Genomic DNA, 22,801 nt, shown 5'->3' on the forward strand with positions numbered 1-22,801 from the left:
TTTAACTATTGTTGAACCTGTTTTCTACAAAATCAAAAATCAAATTTAAGCTGTACTACAACTGTCTTTTTGATTTCCGTATTTAGATTACTTAAAGAAATTCCCAATAGCCGAACCGAATCTTTCATTTTCTCCTGATATAATAGTTCTTTAACCGTTTCAAAAATCAGCGCTTTATCTGAAATAAAATAAGGCATTGTTTTGCTTCGCGTCTGTTGGGTAAAATCGCTGTACTTTATTTTAAGGGTAATCGTTTTACCCGAAATCTGATGTTTCTTTAGACGGCGTTCCAATTCCAATGCAATTCTTTCAAGCTTTTCCAACATAAATATTTCCGAGGAAAGATTAATATCAAAAGTATGTTCGGCTGCTACCGATTTTGTAATCCGGTTGGATTTCACTTCACTGTTGTGAATTCCACGAACTACATTGTAATAGAAACCACCCGACTTTCCGAAATGCTTTTCCAAAAATTCGACTGATTTACTTTTCAGATCCAAACCCGTAAAAATTCCGAGTTGAAACATTTTTTCGGCGGTAACCTTCCCTACTCCGTAGAATTTTTGGATGGGCAATTGTTCCAAAAAAGAAATAACTTCATCTGGATTGACCGTTTTTTGACCGTTGGGTTTATTGTAATCACTCGCGATTTTGGCCACAAATTTATTGACCGAAATCCCCGCTGAAGCTGTTAGTCCAACTTCATTGAATATTCTTTCCCTAATTTCTTGTGCCAATAAACTGGCGCTGGGATTTCCTTTTTTGTTTTTGGTAACATCCAGATAGGCTTCGTCAAGCGAAAGAGGTTCTATTAAATCCGTATAATCACGAAATATTTTATGGATCTTCTTTGAGATTTCTTTATAACGATCAAAACGTGGTCTTACAAAAATAAGTTCAGGACAGTTTTTTTTTGCCAAAACCCCGCTTATGGCAGAACGGACGCCAAATTTTCTGGCTTCGTAACTGGCCGCCGAAACAACTCCACGATTTTCGGCACCTCCTACCGCAATGGGCTTTCCCCGCAACTCAGGATTGTCCATTTGCTCCACCGAAGCATAGAAAGCATCCATGTCGATGTGTATGATTTTTCTATGTGGAAGCGGTTCGGACATATTACAAATTTAGAAACGTTTTGAAAAAAATGAAACGCCGAAACTGTTAAAAAATAAATGAATATCTTTGATGAACGCAACTAGCCCAGATAAGAACGGCAGTACAATTTTAGATTTAGATTGCTGATTTTAGATTTATAAAATTTAAAGAGATGGTAGAAATAGAAAGAAAATTTTTAGTCACTTCAAATGCATTCAAAGAAGAGTCTTTTGCCCAAAACAGAATAAAGCAAGGCTATTTAAGCTCAGTTCCTGAAAGAACCGTAAGAGTACGTGTGAAAGGAAACAAGGGTTTCTTGACCATAAAAGGAATCTCAAACGACTCGGGTATGTCCCGTTTTGAATGGGAAAAAGAAATCCCAATTGACGAAGCTGAAAAATTATTGCTTTTATGTGAATCCGGCGTAATTGACAAAACCCGCTTTGAAGTCAAAACGGGTAGTCATATTATTGAAATCGATGAGTTTTATGGTGAAAATCAAGGACTGATTATGGCTGAAGTCGAACTAAAATCTGAAACCGAATCTTTTGAAAAACCAATCTGGCTCGGTGAAGAAGTTACGAATGACAAAAGATATTACAATGCCTACTTAAGCAGCAATCCTTTTAAAAATTGGTGAATTTATTTTCGTAATTCCTCTATTTTTACAATTACTGCACCACTGCTTTTGCTAGAAGTAATATCCATAAAGGCTTTTTTACTCAAATCAATTTCTCTTCCTCTTGCAAAAGGGCCGCGATCTATCACTTCTACTATTACCGACTTCCCATTGGCTTCATTGGTAATTTTGAGCTTAGTTCCAAAAGGGAATTTTCTGTGAGCAGCTGTTAATTTTTGGTTGTCAAATCGTTTTCCGCTTGCTGTTCTTTTTCCGTTAAACTTGTCGTGATAATATGAGGCATGAGCATTTTTTTTGAAGAATACAAATTTTCCGGTTTCCACAGCAGTAGTATCTGGGGCGATTGTTACTGGCGTAAACTCTTTTTCGACGACCTTAGTTGTTTTTTTTACAGTGTCTTTATTAATGGAAAATTTTTTGCTGTTTATAATGGCACTTTGACCACTTACCAAACCAAAATTGGCAAGTATAAATAAAAGCGTGATTATTTTTTTCATTTATAGTTTATTAGGTGAAACTTTGAATTGCAAAAAAATTATAGGTAAAAAAAAGTCCTTTTCAGGACTTTTAAAAATGGGTCTAAAACCACAAGGACCAAGGTATTCTGCTTAAAATAAGCACTAACCCTAAACCGTAAAATATAGAGAAGGTTTTGAATTTTGATTCGCTAGCAGTTAATTTTTTATGTTTTGACCAACCAATCGTAATTAAAACGATAGCAATGATATTGATTAATGGGTGTTCCAATGAAGTTAAACGTAATGCTTTATCTGACATTTGTCCAAATGAGGCCAATCCTAGTGGAGAAACAAAATACAAGATTATACCAACCAACAATTGAACATGCATTCCAATTAATCCGAACAAAGCAATTTTTCTGTCTTTTGAAGTAAATTCTTTTTTAGAAGACATTCCTATTATGGCATTAATAACCGCGATAACAAGAACTAACAATGCAATATAAGCCCAACCTGAGTGAAATTTTTGTAAAATCGTGTACATAAATATTTTTTTAATTTAAACAAATATAAGCAAAAAAGTCATAAAAAAACCCCAATTCACTAAAAAGCGATTGGGGTTTTCTGAACTGTATTTCGATTCTTTTTTTAGAAATCGTAACGTAAACTAAAGTTCCAAGTTCTTCCAAATCCGAAGAAAACTTGATTGACATTTGCTACACCATTGTAAAGCATATTGTTTGAAGCATAAGTCCCTTTTGAACCCGCTGGTTGACCTGCTGCAACAGGAAGGTCATCATCAGCAAAGAAGTTAGATCTAGATTCAGCAATATAAATTTTATCAAACACGTTGTTTACATTCAATCTGAAATTTACTGATTTATCTCTTTTTGCTCCTACAAGCATTTTGTATGAGAACCCTGCATCAACTAATCCGTAAGAAGGCAATTCTAAAGATCCTTTATTATCAACCTTTGTGAATTTTTCAGGAGAAATTGCTGCATATAAATGATTATTATAGTTATAATTAGCATCCAAAGTAACTCTTTCCAAAACCTCATAAGAAGCTCCCAAAGAAGCTGTCATTTGAGCAGCATCACCTACTTTAACCTTATCTAAATATAAAAGTGCTTTACTCAATTCTACGTTAGCAGAATTGTATAATGTTGAATTAGCATTACCACTATATTCCCAGTTTCCATAAGAGAACATTCCATTAACTTTGAATTTATCAGTAATTCTAGCATTTCCTTCAAATTCAGCTCCCATGTGTGTTTCACTAATTCCTGTATAATCATAATATCCACCATTATTAGTAGTTGTATTAGAATCATTTATTCTTAAATTTCTATCATCCCAAGTAGTATAATAAACATTTACATTGGCAGTAAAAATTTTAGAACGGAAACCGTAACCACCTTCAACACTCATGATTTTTTCATTTACCAAATATGGATTCACTATAGAAGCATTCCCAGGATAAACTGCATTAAAAAATGGTTGTTTTGAATAATATCCAGCATTAGCAAAAACATTATGCTGTTCATTGATGTTATAGTTTACTCCTCCTTTTACGTTACCACCAAGTATGTTTTCGTAATCAGTAGAAGAAAGTGGATCAGAACTTAAATATTTAAAGTAATCCACTCTTTTGAAACCTTGTTGAGAAACAGCCCCTTGAATGAATGCAGTCAAATTATCTTTAGAATACTCTAATTGAGTAAAAGCGCCATACCAGTTTACATTTCCATCATTGTAAAAATTGATTTTATCTCCAGCTGTAGCATTTGAAAAAGGATTCCCAGAAGGACTCACAGTGTAGGTATTAGTCAAAACTCTATTTGGATTATTCTTATCAGTGTTATCAAAATAAACATCTGCACCAAGCAAATTATTTAAATTTTGATAGTGAATACCCACATAAGTTCTAGCATCAACCCCTAAATCCCAAGTTATGTTCTCTGTGAATTTTTTATTGAAATTGATTACACCACCATACCAGTCATGAGAATTGATAGATGAAATTTGAGAAATACCTGAAGTACTATTATAAACATATGGATCAGTTGCTGTTCCAGCACCTTTTCTACCTGTATCTGAACTGTTTTGAAAATTACCATTAATTTCCGTTCTAGTTCTAGCCACTCCATTAATCATAACTGTTTGACCAGAGTTGTAGGCCTGAATTTTATCAAAATCCACTAAACCATCAGCAGTTCTAAAAGCATCTGCCGTATAAGATGAACCTCTAACTCCTCCAGCACCTCTAGCTCCACCTCCACGGCCCCATGAACCATAAAGAACAGTAGATAATTTTGAAGTCTCGTTGATCTTGTAATCCCAGTTAAAAGAACCAATTGGTTTATGGAAATAGTTTCTAGTCATGCTAAACTTTTCTCCATTCAAATATCCCCAATCAGAATTGTATCTTATATTTGGCTCTCCATCAACTCCATATTTTTGATACTGAGCAATAGTAATACTTGAACTTCTTTGGTTATGCCATTGTGGTGCACCTGTAAAAGTAAATTGAAAATCGTGTTTGTTGTCTTTTGTAGTATAACCTAAAGCAACAAAATAATTATCTCCAACAAAATCAGTTCCATCTACATATCCATCTCCCATTGTGTGGCTGTATAAAATAGAAGCTGAAAGTCCATTCTCCAATTTACCTGTAGAATAAGAAGCTTGTGTTTTTAGATAATTTGCATTTCCAAAAGAAGACCCAATAGAACCTCCTTCTTTTTGATCAGAAGTTTTAGTCAATATATTTATTGTTCCTCCAACAGATGCAATAGCCAATTTTGAAGATCCTAATCCTCTTTGTACTTGCATAGCCGAAGTTACATCGGATAATCCAGCCCAGTTACTCCAATATACAGAACTGTTTTCCATATCATTAACAGGTACACCATTAATCATAACCGCAATGTTATTTTGGCTAAATCCACGAATACTAATTCTTGAATCTCCAAATCCACCACCACCTTTTACAGCATAAACCGAAGGAGTGTTCTTTAAAACTTCAGGAAATTCTTGAGTTCCAAGTTTTTGTTGGATTTCTGTTGCTTTAATTGTAGAAACGGCAACAGGAGTTTTTCTGTCTTTTGCAACGTCTACAACAGTTGATTTAACAACTATTTCGCTCAATTCATTTGAATTAGATACTAAAACAATGTTCCCTAAATCAGTAGTTCCATTGTTTGAAATTGTAAAATTAACGGCTTGGTTTTGGAAACCAATGTAAGAAATAATTAATTGTCCAGTGTTTACAGTAGAACTAATGGTAAATTTACCATCAAAACCTGTTGAAGCACCTGCCGATGTACCTTTAATAGCAACGTTTGCTCCAGGTAATGGACTTTGTCCATCTGTGATAGTTCCAGTAATTTTTCCTTGTGAAAATACGGTCGAAACCATCAAAAACAGTAATCCAGAGAGTAACCAATTTTTCATTGTCTTCATTCTTGTTAGTTTAAATATTTTTGGCAAAATTATAACATTTGAATCAATTAATGTTAAGAAAGCTTTAAGAAATTGCACTTTTAATAACTTTTAGAGCTCGGAAAAGTATATTATAATTTTATCGTTAATGTTTTATCATTTTTACTAATTAAAGTTTAAAAAAATAAGAATTTCACATTAAAAACAACAGACTAAATTCTCTTTTTTTTCCTCCAAAAAAAATTACCCCCCTTTATTCAATAAAAAAAGCTCTGATTATAAAAAATCAGAGCCTTCAATTTATTTTAAAAGCAATCTACTTGTTTTCTAAAAAATGATTCAATAAAAATTTAGTAGAACTATCGTGATTCTTAACTTGTTTTGTATGAATCTCTTCTAATATCGAATTAGCCAATTGTTTTCCAAGCTCAACTCCCCATTGATCGAAACTAAAGATATTCCAAATAATTCCTTGCACGAAAATCTTATGCTCGTACATCGCGATCAAAGAACCTAATGATTTTGGCGTTAATTTTTGAATCAAAATTGTATTAGTTGGTTTATTTCCCGTAAATACTTTAAACGGCAAAAGAACACTTGCTTTATCTGCACTTAGTCCTTGTTTATCAAACTCAGCCTGAACCTGCTCTTGTGATTTTCCGTTCATCAAAGCTTCTGTTTGAGCAAAAAAGTTGGACATTAATTTATCATGATGATCCTCATCACCATATAATGGTTTTACAAATCCAATAAAATCAGAAGGAATCAATTTGGTTCCTTGATGAATTAACTGAAAAAAGGCGTGTTGCGCATTCGTACCTGGCTCTCCCCAAATAATAGTTCCAGTTTCATAATTTACCGGTTTCCCATCACGTCCTACACTCTTACCATTACTTTCCATCGTTCCTTGTTGCAAATAAGGAGCCAATTTTTGTAAATATTGTGTATAAGGAATCAAAGCTTCACTTTCGGCGCCAAAGAAATTATTGTACCAAACACTCAATAATGCCAATGTTACCGGAATATTTTTGTCAAAATCGGCTGTTTTGAAATGCTCGTCCATTTCATTGGCTCCACTTAACAAATCATTGAAATTATCGAAACCTACCGCTAAACTTATAGAAAGTCCCACGGCACTCCATAAAGAAAAACGCCCTCCAACCCAGTCCCACATTGGGAACACATTGTCAGGATTGATTCCAAACTCGGTTACTTTTTGAATATTGGTAGAAACTGCCACGAAATGTTTGGCAACATCTTCTTGACTGGCCGATTTTAAAAACCAAGCTTTAATCGTTTCAGAATTGGTTAAGGTTTCCTGAGTGGTAAATGTTTTGGAAACAATTACAAATAAGGTAGTTTCAGGATTTAGTTTTTTAATAATTTCATTTACGTGATCTCCATCCACATTGGAAGCAAAATGAACGTTTAAATGATTTTTATAGTATTGCAAAGCTTCAACTGCCATGACAGGCCCCAAATCTGAACCTCCAATACCAATATTAACGATATCTGTGAATGGTTTTCCAGTATATCCAGTTCTTTTTCCAGAAACCACTTCGTTAGTAAATGATTGTACTTTGTTTTTTACCGCATACACTTCCGGCATAACATTGATTCCGTCCACGTTAATCACGGCAGATTCTTTGGCACGCAAAGCAGTATGCAAAACAGCTCTATTTTCTGTTTGATTGATAATTGCTCCCCCAAAATAATCAGAAATTGCATTTTTCAAACCTGTTTCGTCTGCTAACTCAAGCAACAAATCAATTGTTTCCTGATTAATTCGGTTTTTTGAATAGTCAACCAAAAAATCATTCCATTTCAAATGGAATTTTTCGGTTCTTGAAGAATCAGCTTGAAACATTGCTGTCATCGAAGCCTTTTGTATTTCATTATAGTGTGCCTGTAGTTTTTTCCAAGCAGAAGTTTCAGTTGGGTTTATCGTATTTAAAGCCATTTTAATTCTAGTTTTTTATAATTGCGCAAATTTACTGAAATAAGTTTGATTGGACTAAAATCAGTACATTATATAACAATTAAATTCAAATTAAAAGAATAAATTAACTTGGTTTAAATAAGCTTAAAAATCGTGTTTCCTATAAATTGGAAACACTATCCAATTCAAATTTAAGTGGCTCGATTTTCTTTAAGAAACGTTCTTTATTTTTAGGGTTCATTGGCTCTCCGTTTGGCAATTTCAATCGTAATGCATCAACTTGAACTCCATTTTTCCAAAAACGGTAGCATACATGTGGACCAGTGGCCAACCCTGTACTTCCTACCAATCCAATAGTCTGTCCTTGATTGACATGCTGGCCCCGTCTTACCAATATTCGAGACATGTGCAAATATTGAGTAGAATACACTTTGTTGTGCTTTACTTTCACAAAGTTTCCGTTTCCGGCGGTATAACCTGTTTGTTCCACTATTCCGGCTGCTGTTGTAGAAATTGGCGTTCCATATGGCGCAGCGTAATCGGTTCCTTTATGGGCTTTCCATATTTGTTGAACGGGATGAAAACGATTAGAACTAAAATGAGAGGTAATGCGACTAAATTTGATTGGTGTCTTAAGGAAAAAATTCTTTAGGGTTTTTCCATCTTCGTCGTAATAATCAAGTTTACCTGAACCTAGATTTTGTTCAAATGGAAAAGCATAAATAATCTTCCCTTTATATTCAAAAAAAGCGGCTTCAAGACTATCCACTCCATCATAAATCGAATCATTAATGTATCTTTCAGTAAAGGTTAATCCGAATCGATCTCCTTTTTTAACTTTAAAAAAATCAATAGACCAAGCAAAGATCTTAGAAATTCTCGTTGCCAAGGCTCCTTCAACATTAGCAGATTCTAAAGTCTCGGATAGTGAACCTTTTAACACTCCACCAATAGTCCGGCGTTTTAATGTTAAAGGTTTTGTCTTTTTATATGCCTTTGCAATTGAATCCCGTAAATCAACTACATAATAATTCAAAGCATCAGGTTGGTATATAAAAACATCCAGTGTATTGGTTTTATTCTTAGAACGAAGTAGTGTGTAATGTTTGTTAATTCTAATCGTGCGTACATCGAAAGTGTCTTTCACTTGAGCAACAATGTCAAATACTTTTTTGTCTCCAATGTTTTGATTTTGCAAAATACTTCCAAAAGTATCTCCTGACTTTACGGAATCCTGTACCACATTAAAATCAGAAAATTTAAAACCAAAATCATTTTTTTTTGATTTTACAATTATTTGTTTTTCAATAACATCCTCACTCCTGTTACAGGATATCAAGGAAAACAGCACTACCAGAATTACAATTACCTTCTTCAAGTTATCTCTTTTTAATCTTTAGTTTTCTACCCCCCAATTGGCCAATTCCTCTTCACTCCATAATTCCGGGAAGAAAATTCTCCTTTGGTATCTTGGGTGCATGTATTTTTTCCAATCACTTCCTCCCGTTGCCTCACCATCTCCTTTACCATTATCAATATATTTTCTGGCGGCATTTAGATGACCCATTACCCAAGTAATATTTACTGTGTGATCATAATGACGCATGGCTTTCACCAATTCAGGATTTTCACGATCGGCTTCCGGTAATTGCTTAAATTTCTGCCAAAGGTTTATCGTGTTGTACTCTTCCATTTGGGTCAAAAATGCGGCTTTGTATTTACGTTCAAACTCTAATAGTAAATAAGATTTCTCACCTGTTTGATGATCTTTACCCGCTGCTTGCCAATACATGTGATCCAAGGCGTGTTCGTAAGGCGTATTTCTATCAATAGTTGATCTAAAACGGTAATCAATAAGGTTGATTAAATCAGTCGAAGCAATTTCTATCATTCTATATTGTGCACTTTGAAAACCGCTGGCTGGAGTTAGGGTATTTCTAAATTTCATATATTGTTCGACTTCCATTCCGTCTCCCATAATATCAAAAGAAGTAGTAAGCATATCGAAGTAACGACTAATTCTCATTAATCTCTCGGTAAAAAAATCAGTTGTCAGTTTTTCCGCATAGGAAATTTGATGCATTTCCCAAAGTACCATTTTAAAAAGTAATTCATTGACTTGATGATACATGATAAAAACCATTTCATCTGGAAGCGTTGTTCTTTGAATCTGTAAATTCAATAATGCATCCGTTTGAATGTAATCCCAATATGTAATAGGTTTGGACCAAAGCAATCCTTCGAGGTGAGTCTCCGTTTTTTGATTTATCTTTTGAAATTTTTGATCAATTTCATCTAAAATTGATGCAGTGGTATCATTTATTGTCATTTTGATTTTAATTTAAACGGATTATTCAATCCCTTGTATTCCTCCAAATCGGCTTTGATCGAACCCACCAAAAGGGTCGCTTTTATACGAACCGGTATCTTATTGTAGTCGTCTGAAATCCAAAGCGTTAAACTTTCCTCTTCCTTAAATATACGTCCGGACTGTACTAAAGGTCTAAAAATCATGGCAGAAACAACACCAAATTTAGTTGTAATATCTTCTCTACCTATGAATTTTAACTTAAATTTTGTAGTTTCATTATCAAAAAACATATCAATAACTACTGATTCCCCTGCCTTAATTTTATTGATATTGGGATAATTTCGTAAATAATAAAACGAAGACAATATATCCTGAGTGTTTTTGGAAAAGTTAAATGATTTTTCAGTATTGTGTTTGTAATCTTTCACCAAGATTCTATTGGTCTTTTGGTTAAAAAAGCCTTCTTGATTTTTAGTATATCCACCTTCATTGATTTTTCGAACAAATTTATAGGGATTTCTAGTATCCTTATCTATATAACTTTCATAGACATCTTCTACATTAAAAAAGAATTTGGCCATCCCCGTAGAGAATCCTTTCCCGATTACATGATAAACGGGCTGACCGCTTAGCATTTCATCTTTGACCTCGATTGTAGCATAACCCGCGTTTATGATGCCATAATGCACTCTAAACTTTAGAAATTCACCCCCGGAAAAAGCCTCATCTTTTTGAGTATCGAAACCTAAAGTGATGACCACTAACAAGAAAATTATAATTTTTTTCATGGATTCGATACATTACAACTAAAATAACCTCAAATGTATTAAAACAAAAAAACTCAGTCAAATTAATGACCGAGTTTTTATGCTATTAACTAACCAAAAAACTATAAATTATGAAAATTTATATGAAACTAAGAAGGAAACCACCCCTTCCTGATTTGCGAGTGCAAAGGTATTGTATAAATCGAGCTTTTCTTAACGAAAAACCAAGTTTAACACAACATTTGCAACTTTAAGGGTTATTTAACTATATTTTTTTTTGATAATTCAATAAAAATGAAATTTTACAGAGTTCCTCGCAATTGTTGTTCGCGTTCTATTGATTCAAAAAGTGCTTTAAAGTTCCCTGCACCAAATCCTTTTGCTCCCATTCTTTGAATAATTTCAAAAAACAAAGTTGGACGATCTTGAACAGGTTTGGTAAAAATTTGTAATAAATAACCATCTTCGTCTGCATCGACCATAATGGCCAGTTTTTCTATTTCGGTCAAATCCTCTTTCATCATATCCATATGCACTCCCAATCGTTCAGGAATGGCCTCATAATAGGTATGTGGTGGTGCGGATAAAAACTCTACGCCTCTTGCTTTTAATTGTGAAACAGTTTTTATGATATCATCGGTGGCAATGGCGATATGCTGAATCCCGGGTCCCCCATAAAAATCCAAGTATTCTTCAATTTGTGATTTTTTCTTTCCTTCGGCTGGCTCATTGATAGGGAATTTGATTCTTCCGTTTCCGTTGGACATCACTTTACTCATCAAAGCCGAATATTCGGTATTGATTTGTTTGTCATCGAAAGAAAGGAAATTAACAAATCCCATTACGTCTTCATAGAATTTCACCCAAGTATTCATTTCGTTCCAACCCACATTTCCAACCATGTGATCAATATATTTCAGACCTGTTGGTTCCGGATTGTAATCAGATTTCCATTCTTTGTATCCAGGCAAGAAAATACCGTTGTAGTTTTTTCGTTCCACAAAAATATGAACCGTTTCTCCGTAAGTATAGATACCCGAACGTACTACTTCTCCAAACTCATCTTTCTCAACTGTTGGCTCCATAAAGGAACGAGCACCACGTTTCATGGTTTCTTCATAAGCACTTCTTGCATCTTCTACCCAAAGTGCGGCTACTTTTACACCATCCCCATGTTTTTTTAGATGATCATGAAGAGGAGAATCTTGCGTTAATGGAGTGGTTAAAACAATTCGGATCTTATCTTGTTTTAAAACATAAGAAGCCCTGTCTTTTACTCCTGTTTCCAATCCGGCGTAGGCCAATGATTGATAACCAAAAGCCGTTTTATAATAATGTGCCGATTGTTTTGCGTTACCTACGTAGAACTCGACGTAATCGGTTCCTAAAAGCGGAAGGAAATCTTGCGCTCCTTCGAATATTTTCTCTAATCCGTATTCTACTGATTTAACTTCTTTTGCCATGACTTTTTAATTAGAAAATGAGATAATTAGAAAATAAGATAATGTGCATTCCGATAAAAAATTATCTCATTGACACATTCACAAATAGTCTAATTATTTCATTTTTGATGTTGATATTATTTTGTTTAAAATTTTTAAAATTTCTGAAAGATCATTTAATAAACGTTTACAATTTGGATATTCACTGTGGGCATCACATAAAAACAACCAATATTCTGTTTCATCTGCCTCTTTAATTGCAATCTTTAATTTATGTATAAAATCAGCTTTGCTTTCTGCATTTTTGTGATTCTTTTGAATTTGCTCCAATTGATGTTCCGCTTTTTAATAATTGATTTGCAATTACAAACTTCTTCTCATCTTGTAATTCGTTTGTGTAGTCAATTATATTTAAGGCGAAATTGAAAGTTTTTATTAAAAGAGCATTGCCTTTATATTTTTCGTTGAAAGTCATGTTTAGAAAATTTGATAATTAGAAAATGAGTCAATTAGATAATTTACTGTAGGGTTAAAATTACAGATTTGTTTTAATTATCGCATTGCCCAATTATCTAATTTTCTAATTGGCACATTGACTAATTATTCAACCCAAGATTTATAGTATTGTCCATCGTCGATCCCCATCGCTTCTTCGGTTACCATAAGCGGTCGGAAGGTATCGACCATTACTGCCAATTCCTGTGTATCCTTGTGTCCGATGCTGCGTTCCATAGCTCCTGGAGCTGGTCCGTGCGGAATTCCTTTTGGGTGTAATGTGATGTGTCCTTGCTCGATATTGTTACGACTCATGAAATCACCATCTACATAATACAGCACCTCGTCGCTGTCAATATTACTGTGATTGTATGGCGCCGGAATGGATTTTGGGTGGTAATCGTAAAGTCTTGGTACGAAAGAACAAACCACAAAAGTGCCTGTCTCGAATGTTTGGTGTACCGGTGGCGGTTGGTGTACACGCCCCGTTATAGGTTCAAAATTGTGAATCGAAAATCCATACGGAAAGTTGTAACCGTCCCAACCCACAACATCAAAAGGATGTGTTGCATAAACCACTTCATGCATCATGCCTTCTTTTTTCATTTTGATGATAAAATCTCCTTTTTCGTCATGCGATTCTAATTCGTTTGGCAAAATAAAATCACGTTCACAAAACGGTGAATGTTCCAAGTGTTGTCCCGATTCATTTTTATAGCGTTTTGGTGTATAAAACGGAGAATAGGATTCTACATAAAACAAACGATTTTCTTCAGTTTCAAACTCGATTTGATAAATAATTCCACGCGGAATAATCAAATAGTCCCCATACTTGAAAGGAATATTTCCAAGCATAGTGCGGAGTTTTCCTTTGCCTTTGTGTATAAAAATCATTTCATCGGCATCGGCATTTTTATAGAAATAAGCAGTCAATGATTTTCTCGGTGCTGCCAATCCGATAATACAATCCTTATTGATTAACATGGCTTTTCGGCTGTCCAAGAAATCGTCTTCTGACTTCAATTCAAAGCCTTTCAACAATAATGATTTTATGTTTTTCCCAATTGCAATTTTTGGCTCAACCGAATATGATTTTAGTATTTCTTTGACCTGAGTCGGTCGATGAATATGATAGGACAACGAAGAATGGCCATGAAAACCCTCTGTGCCAAATAGTTGTTCGTAATATAAACCACCATTTGGCTTTTCAAACTGGGTGTGTCTTTTAGGAGGAATATTTCCTAGTTTATGATATATTGGCATAACAATTTAAATTAGATAGTAAACAATTCGTAAAAATCATAGTGTCAAATAGTTTCCTTTTTTTAAGCAAAACTTTGATATACAGAATAAAGTATTCAATTCTTTGACAATACTAATAGGCTAATTGCACCAATAAAATCACTCTGGATTTCTTTTGATTAGGAATTGAAGATACTCTAATAAACCCGTCCAATTTGTTTTCATAATTACAAATATCGTAATTTTTATTTAAAAAAATACAAATTAAAACATAAATCCAACACTAAACCAAAGGTATGAATTTGAGGTTTCCGGAGACCAGGAATATTTTATTTCGACTGGACCAATAACGGTTTCCAATCCGTAACCTAAGGCATATCCTGAATACTTGGGCCATGAAATCCAATCAAGGGAATCGTATAAATCATCTTCTAAATTGGCATAATTGGCAGAAAGATTAAGATGATTCTTTTTGAAAATTTCAAAATCAAGTGTAATAGAACTTTCCAAATAACTATTGCCTGCAATACTTAAATAATCATAGCCATAAAAATACTTGAAATTATTTGTATTATTAAATCCATAACCTCCCAAAATAAAGTCGAAATAAGGCAAGGTTTTATTACCAATTGAGGCTCCCGCTTCGGCCTGAAACTTTATTGTTGTATTTTTAAAAATTGTTCTTGCAATACCAGCTTCGCCACTTACAATAGAGAAGGGTTCAAAATTTGCTGAACTTTCAGATGAAAACATATAAAACTGTTGATTTCCAGAAAAGTACCAGCCTTTTTTAGGGAAGTATTTATTGTCATAGGAATCATATTTAATATATCCAAAGAGGCTAAAATAATTGCTTTTAGTAATTGTTGGTTCCAACTCAAGTGTTTCGGAGGTAATATCGAGATATTCAAATTCAGCTCCAACACCGATAAGGAATTTTTGGGCAAATATAGATTGTATATACACTTGATTTGACAAATCAAGATAATCAATATTTATAGAATTTGTACCGTCGCTATTATAAGTAATCACACTAACTGGAATGTTTTTGTTGAATTGGTGCAATTGAGACTTAAAACCATAACTCAACTGAAATCCATTATCGATATAGTAATCAAAGTAATATCTTATATTGTCTCCCAAAACCAAATCGGCTGATAAAAAATCATTTTTAAAAAACGTTTTTTTGTTGGTCACATTGGCCAAAATAGCACTTTTATACAAACCATCGTAGTGCAATCCAAATTTTAATTGTGTTTTCACAGAACTTTCGGTTAACGTAAGAATCAAATCATCATAGGCTCCATTTTTTTCAAAATAATAACTCATGGCACTAAAATTCTGTGTTGCATTAAGGTTATTTATCCCTGTTTCCACATCTTTAAAACTTATTTTGGATCCCGGCTTAAAGTTTAATTTCCCGATAATATAGTCCCTCGAATAATTTTGCAGTTCATTTGTTTTAATATCCACAATCGTCAAGCTATCAGTCTCTACTTTTAACTTAGGTTTATGGTAAGGATTCGCTTTATCAACCAAAAGGTCAATTTTTTCATATACTGCAAAAGTGGCATCTTCTCCTTTTTTAATAATTTCAGCGGCTTTGTCAAAGGTTACCACTCCGTAATTTTTTACGTCTGGTTTGATATAGACTTCCGTTAGATTTGCATTTGTTTTCATTCTTTCAATCATCTGCAAATTGGTGATTTGAAAGAAAATTTTTGAAGCACTCCTTAATTCGTCTTTACTGAGTAAACCCGATTGCACATCAACTCCTATTATTATATCGGCACCCATTTTCCGGACTTCTTCAATAGGGTAATTATTGATTACTCCTCCATCAACAATAAGGTTATTATCAATTACTACCGGTGCAAATATGGATGGCAAAGAAGAACTTCCCGTAATTGCCTGGGCCAAAATTCCTTTACCAAAGACCACTTGTTCCCCTAGTGCAATATTGGTTCCTACACATAGAAATGGAATTGGCAGTTCATTAAAATCACGAACATGCCGAACCGGCAATGTCAATCGACTCAACAAATTGAAATTATACATTCCTTTTGACAATGCCTCGGGTGCACCAATACTGAATTTATTAAAAGGAAGTGTCAAGGCATACAATTCATCATTTCTCTTTTCATAAAAATTTTTGGAAGACCGCGGAATATAATCGTTCAGGACATTGCTGAAGTTGGTTACGTCAATAATAGAATCAATTTGTTTGGCATTATATCCCATCGCATAAAGTCCGCCTATAACGGCCCCCATACTGGTTCCTCCTATGTAATCTATCTTTATTCCAGCATCTTCCAATACATTTAAAACACCAATATGAGCAAACCCTTTGGCTCCGCCTCCACTCAACACCAAACCTATTTTAGGCCTTTTGACTGTGTCTTGGGAAAATGAATTCAAACAAGTAAAAAACAAAAGAATAAAAATCAGTATTCTATACATAAAGGGCAAATTACTTTGTTTTGTAAAAGTCGGTAATTTTTTTGGCTTTTGATATACCTATAACGTCAGAAATTTCTTTTTCAGTCGCCAATTTCAATCTTTTAACACTTTTAAAATGTTGAATTAACGTCAGCATTGTTTTTTCTCCAATTCCGGGAATACTTTCTATAGAAGAATTCAACGCTTCCTTACTTCTTTTATCACGGTGAAACGTAATTCCAAAACGGTGCGCCTCATTTCGCAATTGCTGAATGACCTTCAAAGTTTCTGATCTTTTATCCAAATACAAAGGGACAGAATCTCCAGGATAAAACAACTCCTCCAGTCTTTTGGCAATTCCTATAATGGCAATTTTACCTCGTAATCCCAAAGCATCAATACTTTTTAAAGCCGATGACAATTGTCCTTTTCCTCCGTCGATAATAATCAAATTGGGTAATGGTTCGTTTTCGTCCAATAATCTTTTGTAACGACGATAGACTATCTCTTCCATCGAGGCAAAATCGTCCGGACCAACTACGGTTTTGACATTAAAATGCCTATAATCCTTCTTGCTTGCTTTTCCATCTTTGAATACTACGCAAGCAGCTACAGGATTAGTTCCTTGAATGTTTGAATTATCAAAACATTCTATATGTCTTGGTTCCACCGGCAATCGTAAATCACTTTTCATCTGTGCCATGATTCTATTGGTATGACGATCTGGGTCTACTATTTGCAATTGTTTCAGCTGTTCTATTCTATAAAACTTGGCGTTACGGATCGACAAATCCAATATTTGCTTTTTGTCGCCCAATTGCGGAACCGTAATTTTTATCGTTGGACCCAAATCCACTTCAAAAGGGACAATCACTTCCTTGGACATTAACTGAAAACGTTCCCGCAATTCTATTATGGCCAATTCCAATAGCTCTTCATCCGTTTCCTCTAGCTTCTTCTTGATTTCCATGGTGTGCGAACGAATAATTGATCCATGCGAAATTTGCAGGAAATTTATAAAAGCGGCGCTTTCGTCAGAAACAATTGAGAAAACATCGATATTGGTAATCTTCGGGTTTACAATCGTAGAACGTGATTGATAATTTTCCAAAATTTCTATCTTTTCTTTTATCTTTTGCGCCTCTTCAAAATGCATATCCTGAGCCAAACTGGTCATAAGACGCTTGAAATCTTTCATGCTTTCCTTGAAATTCCCTTTTAGAATTTCCCGAATGGCATCAACTTGCTTTTGATAATGCTCCAATGTTTCAAAACCTTCACAAGGTCCTTTGCAGTTGCCAATATGATATTCCAAACACACTTTGAATTTTCCGCTATCAATATTGCTTTTACTCAAATCGTAGTTACAGGTTCGTAGTGGATAGAGTTCTTTTATTAAATCTAGAATCGTATGAACGGTCTTGAAACTGGTATAAGGACCAAAATACTCAGACCCGTCTTTGACCATTCTTCGGGTGGCAAAAAGGCGCGAAAAAGGCTCCTTCTTTATACACAACCACGGATAGCTTTTATCATCCCTCAACAGCACATTGTATCTGGGTTGCAGGGTTTTTATAAGATTGTTTTCCAATAACAATGCATCAGTTTCTGTGGGAACAACAATGTGTTTTATGGTTACAATTTTCTTAACCAGCACGTTGGTTTTTGCCGTATCGTGAATTTTATTGAAATACGAAGTGACTCTTTTCTTAAGATTCTTGGCTTTGCCCACATACAAAATCTTCCCTTCCTTATCGTAATATTGATATACGCCAGGACCATCCGGTAGAGTTTGTATTTGTAAGGCTAAATTAGGGTTGGTCATTGGGATTTAAGAATGCAGATTATCTATTCGCAAATTAACTTTCAGTATACAAATATACTCATTAATCTTTTTTTGTTAAAGCTAGATCCATTAATTCCCATCATCCTAAACATTCTGATTATAGTTTCAGATAGTTTATTCGTGCATATAACGTCATTTTTTAAATTCAATCATTAAAAAATTAATTAAACTTATTAAATTTTTATAAAATATATTTAAAATTTTAATACTATTTTTTTAAAATTTAACTGATATAATTCTATTTTTTAATATTTATAAATAAAATTTTATTTACTATACTTAATTTTTTAAACATATTTTTTATATTTTTATATAAAATACTTAAAACTAACACAATATGCCAATAGAGAATTTAGGTAAAATCCATTTTTCGAAACAGCAAATTCAGGACATTAACAAAGCCCTGACCACGCTGACGGATACTTTGGCGGGAATGTCAGTGAACTTGACCGCTGCTGAACACCAGAAATATGGCAGAGTGAAAGAGAAAAACAAATTGCTTATTGACAAAGTAAAAAATTACCATGATAACCAGCCCCGCCTGCAGTCGCCGGAAGTAGACTGGAAGGAATTTGATCTTGATTATGAAAATCGGTTACAGGCTTCACAAATGTTATTGAAAATAAAGGCCATCGAAAGCCAGCTCATCAACATAAAAATCCTAGGCGACTATGATAATTATACCGATGCGCTGCGGGATTATCAATATGCCAAATACAAAAACAGATTTGCGAATGAAAGTGGCTATTCAAAAAAAATTGAAGATATGATTGTCTTTTTTCCAAGAACGGGTATAACCAAAAAGGAGGTCTAAAATGATTTATTTGCAATAGCGAATAGCATTTTTGTTGTTTTCATAAAGATTTTCATTTGGATCTACAACTTCTGATCTCGCCCAATAATAATTTTTATATTTAAGCTTTATTTTACAGTATGAAAGACTCAAAACCATTAGTGATTTTTGGCGAAAGCGTTTTGCCTGGAGAAAGTAAAACTATTCAACTGGAAATTGCACGATTGCATAGCACGACCAAACTGACTATTCCGATTATTATAAAACGTTCCAAAATCGAAGGTCCTGTTGTACTTTTTTCAGGAGGGATTCATGGAGATGAATTTAACGGTATTGAAATCGTGAGGCAACTCATCACCAAAAAAATAAACAAACCCAAAAAAGGCACTATCATTTGCATTCCCATCATAAACATATATGGATTTATAAATAAATCAAGGGATTTTCCTGACGGAAGAGATTTGAACCGCGTTTTTCCGGGAAGCAAAAAAGGGTCGCTGGCCAGTCGATTTGCCTACCATATTATTACCGACATTATGCCTCTCGTGGATTATGCAGTCGATTTTCATGCAGGAGGAGCCGGACGATTTAATGCTCCACAAATTAGGCTTACGCCAAATAACCCCAGTGTAAAAATATTGGCAGATGCCTTTAATGCCCCTTTTACCTTATTCTCAAAAAATATTGCGGGCTCTTTTAGAAGTTCAAGTGAAAAAATAAACGTAAAAATGTTGCTTTTTGAAGGTGGAAAATCTTTGGACATTAATCATGATGTAGCCCAAGAAGGCATCAATGGGGTCAAGCGTCTTTTGAAGCATTTGGATATGCTTGATCCAAAACAATTTGCTCCAACCCAAAAAAAACAAACCATTTACATCGAAAAATCGGGTTGGCTACGGGCTAAATGTTCTGGCTTATTGATAGACAACAATCTGGTTGGTCAGTTTGTAAAAAAAGGAGCTGTCCTTGGAATGATAACAGATCCTTTTGGAAAATTTGAACGTAAGATTAAAGCCCCGAATGATGGCTACGTCCTCAATGCCAATCATTCTCCCATTGTTTATCAGGGAGATGCGATTTATCATCTTTCCAATACAGGAGAAGACGAACAAGAAGAAGAAGATTAAAACCTAACAATTATCATATTTTCAACACTTCAACATTCTTATTTTTGAATAAAATTTAAGATTATGTTGTATTGGAAAAAGTTATCCCAGAAGGAAAGACAAACCCGTATCGAAAAAGCTTTACAAGAAAATGTCAATTTTACTTTGGACATTTCTTTAGGATACCCAGCCTCAAAACTAGACAGTAAAGTATATTATGAGGAAGCCTCGTTCTTGGCCGACGCCCCCACTTTAAAAACTTATGTAGCCAATCCCAACCATATTGGATGCCATACGCTCGGTACTTCAGAAAAAGCTTTCAAGGGAACCCAGGAAATCGAACGCGAAGTTTTGGATGTACTGGCAGTTGATCTATTCAAAGCACAACCCAAATCTTATGACGGATACATTTCTCCCGGCGGAACCGAAGCCAATATTCAGGCTATTTGGATGTATCGCAACTATTTTAGCTATAAACTTGGTGCCAATCCTTACGAAATAGCCATTCTAGCTTCCGAAGACACGCATTACTCCATCCCAAAAGCCGCCAATATACTGATGCTCGATTGGCTGAAAGTGCCAGTTGATTTCCATACCCGAGAAATTGACACATTTCAATTGGAAAACATCGTTATTAAAGCCAAAGAAAAAGGAAAAAAATATTTCATTGTAATCTCTAATATGGGAACGACCATGTTTGGAGCAATTGACAATCCCACCGATTACATCGAAATTTTAGAAAAACATCATTTGATTTATAAAATACATATCGATGGTGCCTACGGTGGATTTATCTATCCGCTTAGCAACAAAGAGTCGGAACTTAATTTTGAGAATCCAAAAATAAGCTCAATCACAATTGATGCCCACAAAATGCTCCAAGCACCTTATGGCACCGGTATTTTTTTGTGTAGAAAAGGATTAATTGAAAACGTTTTGACCAAAGAGGCGGAATATGTAGAAGGAATGGACTTAACCCTTTGCGGCAGCCGATCAGGTTCCAATGCTGTAGCAGTTTGGATGATTTTATTTACTTATGGCCCTTTTGGTTGGTGCGAAAAAGTCCGTGTTCTACAAATGAGAACACAATGGCTTTGTGATCAACTGGACGAATTGAAAGTAGCCTATTTTAGAGAACCCTTCATGAATATCGTTACCATCCAAGCCCAATACATTGAAGAAACATTAGTCAAAAAATTTGATTTGGTACCTCAAAAACACAATGGTGATAATTTATGGTATAAAATTGTGATTATGGATCATGTAGAAGTAGATCATTTAAGTACTTTTATAACCGATCTAAAAGAATCACTTTATGTTGAAAAAAGAATTAAGACAGAAGTATAAAGCATTACGAAAAGAGCTCACTGAGATTGAAGTTGAAGAAAAGAGTTTGGCTATCGCCAATGAGATACTGAAACTTCCTATTTGGAACAAAACCTATTTCCATGTTTTTTTGCCTATTGAAGAGCAAAAGGAAGTCAATACCGAATTTATACTGCACCTCTTATCTGGAAAGGACAAAGAAATTGTGATTTCAAAAAGTGATTTTGCAACCAGAGAAATGACCCATTTTCTTTTGACCGACAATACCCGAATACAAAAAAACGAATACAATATCCCCGAACCCGTTGATGGACTAGAAGTTCCCGCCATAAAAATTGATGTGGTCCTTGTCCCGCTTTTGGCGTTTGACAAAAAAGGAAACCGCGTAGGCTATGGCAAAGGTTTTTATGATAAATTCCTGTCCCAATGCAAACCCGAAACCCTTAAAATTGGCCTTTCATTCTTTGAACCCGAAGAGATGATTGAAGATGTTTTTGAAAACGACGTATTGCTTGATTATTGTGTTTGCCCTAGTGGAATTTATGAATTCTAATTTAGAAGTAGTATTTTTGCTTTTATAAAAACTACACTTAAATTATGAAAATGTTTAAAATCCAAAAATTCGTTGCCCAAATTCTAATTCTTTTGTTTGTATTAACATTGACAAACTGCAGTGTTAAAGTTGGACCAAATCATAGTCATGCCAAAACGAAACAGGTTCCCCCCGGACAAGCCAAAAAAATGTCTGGTCAAAAAAGCGCCAAAAATTACGCTCCAGGTCACAATAAATAAAACAAAAGAGGCTGTCTTTTACGGACAGCCTCTTTTGTTTTTGACAAAATCATCAAAAATTAATGTTTATGAAATGCTTTTTTATTGAAGACTATCAAAATCCCAACACCTGTCGAAATAGCCATATCGGCAACATTGAAAATAGCATTGAAAAATGTAAAATTACGACCTCCCAAAAAAGGAACCCATTCCGGCATTGGGTAATCTTTTATAAATGGAAAATAAAACATATCGACTACTTGTCCATTTAGCCAAGTTCCATAGGGTTTGTTTGTAAATATTGTAGCCAATTGTTGGTGACTGTCGTCAAAAATAACACCGTAAAAAACAGAATCAATGATGTTTCCAACCGCTCCGGCAAGAATCAAAGCTATAGCAACTATGAGATAATTGGAGCTTTTTTTTCGTTCTACCGCATCCCACAGCCAATATCCAATTCCTGTTACCGCAAAAAGTCTAAAAACTGTTAAGATTAATTTTCCATAGGCACCGGGTATTTTTGTCCCCCAAGCCATTCCTTCATTTTCAATAAAATGAATTTGGAACCAATTGAACACATGAACCTCTTCGCCTAAAATAAAATTTGTTTTTATATATATTTTGGATACTTGATCAACCAACAATATAATAATAATGAGAAAGTATGCTTTGACTAATGACATTTTT

21 protein-coding genes are annotated in these 22,801 nt (G+C 34.4%); 6 read left to right on the top strand and 15 right to left on the bottom strand.

Annotated elements, in window-relative coordinates:
• Positions 1–32: 32 nt before the first annotated feature.
• Positions 33–1,115, bottom strand: coding sequence for a DNA polymerase IV (gene dinB, locus DOS84_RS00890; protein ID WP_111408227.1), 1,083 nt, complete (start codon positions 1,113–1,115; stop codon positions 33–35).
• A 152-nt stretch (positions 1,116–1,267) separates the two neighbouring features.
• Here dinB and DOS84_RS00895 point away from each other — a divergent pair, with 152 nt between their 5' ends.
• Positions 1,268–1,735 (top strand): CYTH domain-containing protein, encoded by a 468-nt coding sequence (locus DOS84_RS00895; RefSeq protein ID WP_111408228.1) that lies wholly within the window; start codon positions 1,268–1,270, stop codon positions 1,733–1,735.
• Between the two features lie 2 nt (positions 1,736–1,737).
• On the opposite strand, the gene DOS84_RS00900 is transcribed toward DOS84_RS00895, so the two are convergent.
• The 13 genes from DOS84_RS00900 to uvrC all read right to left on the bottom strand — a co-directional run bounded on the left by DOS84_RS00900 (position 1,738) and on the right by uvrC (position 18,097).
• Positions 1,738–2,232: a septal ring lytic transglycosylase RlpA family protein gene (locus DOS84_RS00900; RefSeq protein WP_111408229.1), complete on the bottom strand. Its 495-nt coding sequence runs from the start codon at positions 2,230–2,232 to the stop codon at positions 1,738–1,740.
• 82 nt (positions 2,233–2,314) lie between these two features.
• Entirely contained in the window at positions 2,315–2,737 is a 423-nt protein-coding gene (locus tag DOS84_RS00905) for a hypothetical protein (RefSeq protein ID WP_111408230.1), read from the bottom strand.
• A 104-nt stretch (positions 2,738–2,841) separates the two neighbouring features.
• The gene (locus DOS84_RS00910) at positions 2,842–5,658 is read right to left on the bottom strand and encodes a TonB-dependent receptor (protein ID WP_111408231.1); all 2,817 of its coding nucleotides are present in this window, start codon (positions 5,656–5,658) and stop codon (positions 2,842–2,844) included.
• Positions 5,659–5,953: 295 nt separating this feature from the next.
• Positions 5,954–7,597, bottom strand: a complete 1,644-nt coding sequence (pgi, locus tag DOS84_RS00915; protein WP_111408232.1) for a glucose-6-phosphate isomerase — start codon at positions 7,595–7,597, stop codon at positions 5,954–5,956.
• 139 nt (positions 7,598–7,736) lie between these two features.
• Positions 7,737–8,954 carry a M23 family metallopeptidase gene (locus DOS84_RS00920; protein ID WP_111408233.1) on the bottom strand — a complete coding sequence of 406 codons (1,218 nt, stop codon included), beginning with the start codon at positions 8,952–8,954 and terminating at the stop codon, positions 7,737–7,739.
• Positions 8,955–8,972: 18 nt separating this feature from the next.
• Positions 8,973–9,905 (bottom strand): tryptophan 2,3-dioxygenase family protein, encoded by a 933-nt coding sequence (locus DOS84_RS00925; RefSeq protein ID WP_111408234.1) that lies wholly within the window; start codon positions 9,903–9,905, stop codon positions 8,973–8,975.
• Entirely contained in the window at positions 9,902–10,675 is a 774-nt protein-coding gene (locus tag DOS84_RS00930; protein ID WP_111408235.1) for a DUF3108 domain-containing protein, read from the bottom strand. The genes DOS84_RS00925 and DOS84_RS00930 overlap by 4 nt, the downstream gene beginning before the upstream one ends.
• A 281-nt stretch (positions 10,676–10,956) precedes the next feature.
• Entirely contained in the window at positions 10,957–12,117 is a 1,161-nt protein-coding gene (gene hppD, locus DOS84_RS00935) for a 4-hydroxyphenylpyruvate dioxygenase (protein ID WP_111408236.1), read from the bottom strand.
• Positions 12,118–12,210: 93 nt separating this feature from the next.
• The gene (locus DOS84_RS19430; protein WP_341537921.1) at positions 12,211–12,426 is read right to left on the bottom strand and encodes a four helix bundle protein; all 216 of its coding nucleotides are present in this window, start codon (positions 12,424–12,426) and stop codon (positions 12,211–12,213) included.
• The gene (locus tag DOS84_RS19435; protein WP_341537922.1) at positions 12,380–12,571 is read right to left on the bottom strand and encodes a four helix bundle protein; all 192 of its coding nucleotides are present in this window, start codon (positions 12,569–12,571) and stop codon (positions 12,380–12,382) included. The genes DOS84_RS19430 and DOS84_RS19435 overlap by 47 nt, the downstream gene beginning before the upstream one ends.
• A gap of 125 nt (positions 12,572–12,696) precedes the next feature.
• Positions 12,697–13,854, bottom strand: a complete 1,158-nt coding sequence (locus tag DOS84_RS00945) for a homogentisate 1,2-dioxygenase (protein ID WP_111408237.1) — start codon at positions 13,852–13,854, stop codon at positions 12,697–12,699.
• A 243-nt stretch (positions 13,855–14,097) separates the two neighbouring features.
• Positions 14,098–16,293, bottom strand: a complete 2,196-nt coding sequence (locus DOS84_RS00950; protein WP_111408238.1) for a patatin-like phospholipase family protein — start codon at positions 16,291–16,293, stop codon at positions 14,098–14,100.
• Positions 16,294–16,303: 10 nt separating this feature from the next.
• Positions 16,304–18,097, bottom strand: coding sequence for an excinuclease ABC subunit UvrC (uvrC, locus tag DOS84_RS00955; protein ID WP_111408239.1), 1,794 nt, complete (start codon positions 18,095–18,097; stop codon positions 16,304–16,306).
• Positions 18,098–18,455: 358 nt separating this feature from the next.
• Between uvrC and DOS84_RS00960 the strand changes: the two genes are divergently transcribed.
• The 5 genes from DOS84_RS00960 (at position 18,456) to DOS84_RS00980 (ending at position 22,135) form a co-directional block, all read left to right on the top strand.
• A complete protein-coding gene (locus DOS84_RS00960; RefSeq protein ID WP_111408240.1) occupies positions 18,456–18,932 on the top strand; it encodes a hypothetical protein in 477 nt (158 codons plus the stop codon).
• 119 nt (positions 18,933–19,051) lie between these two features.
• Positions 19,052–20,038 carry a succinylglutamate desuccinylase/aspartoacylase family protein gene (locus DOS84_RS00965; RefSeq protein ID WP_111408241.1) on the top strand — a complete coding sequence of 329 codons (987 nt, stop codon included), beginning with the start codon at positions 19,052–19,054 and terminating at the stop codon, positions 20,036–20,038.
• A 63-nt stretch (positions 20,039–20,101) separates the two neighbouring features.
• Positions 20,102–21,364, top strand: coding sequence for a pyridoxal phosphate-dependent decarboxylase family protein (locus DOS84_RS00970; protein WP_111408242.1), 1,263 nt, complete (start codon positions 20,102–20,104; stop codon positions 21,362–21,364).
• Entirely contained in the window at positions 21,333–21,896 is a 564-nt protein-coding gene (locus tag DOS84_RS00975) for a 5-formyltetrahydrofolate cyclo-ligase (RefSeq protein WP_111408243.1), read from the top strand. The genes DOS84_RS00970 and DOS84_RS00975 overlap by 32 nt, the downstream gene beginning before the upstream one ends.
• Positions 21,897–21,940: 44 nt before the next feature.
• A complete protein-coding gene (locus tag DOS84_RS00980; RefSeq protein WP_207802011.1) occupies positions 21,941–22,135 on the top strand; it encodes a hypothetical protein in 195 nt (64 codons plus the stop codon).
• 59 nt (positions 22,136–22,194) lie between these two features.
• On the opposite strand, the gene DOS84_RS00985 is transcribed toward DOS84_RS00980, so the two are convergent.
• Entirely contained in the window at positions 22,195–22,797 is a 603-nt protein-coding gene (locus DOS84_RS00985) for a lipoprotein signal peptidase (RefSeq protein ID WP_111408244.1), read from the bottom strand.
• Positions 22,798–22,801 lie beyond the last annotated feature (4 nt).

The organism is Flavobacterium aquariorum, from assembly GCF_003254745.1.
Taxonomy (GTDB): domain Bacteria; phylum Bacteroidota; class Bacteroidia; order Flavobacteriales; family Flavobacteriaceae; genus Flavobacterium; species Flavobacterium aquariorum.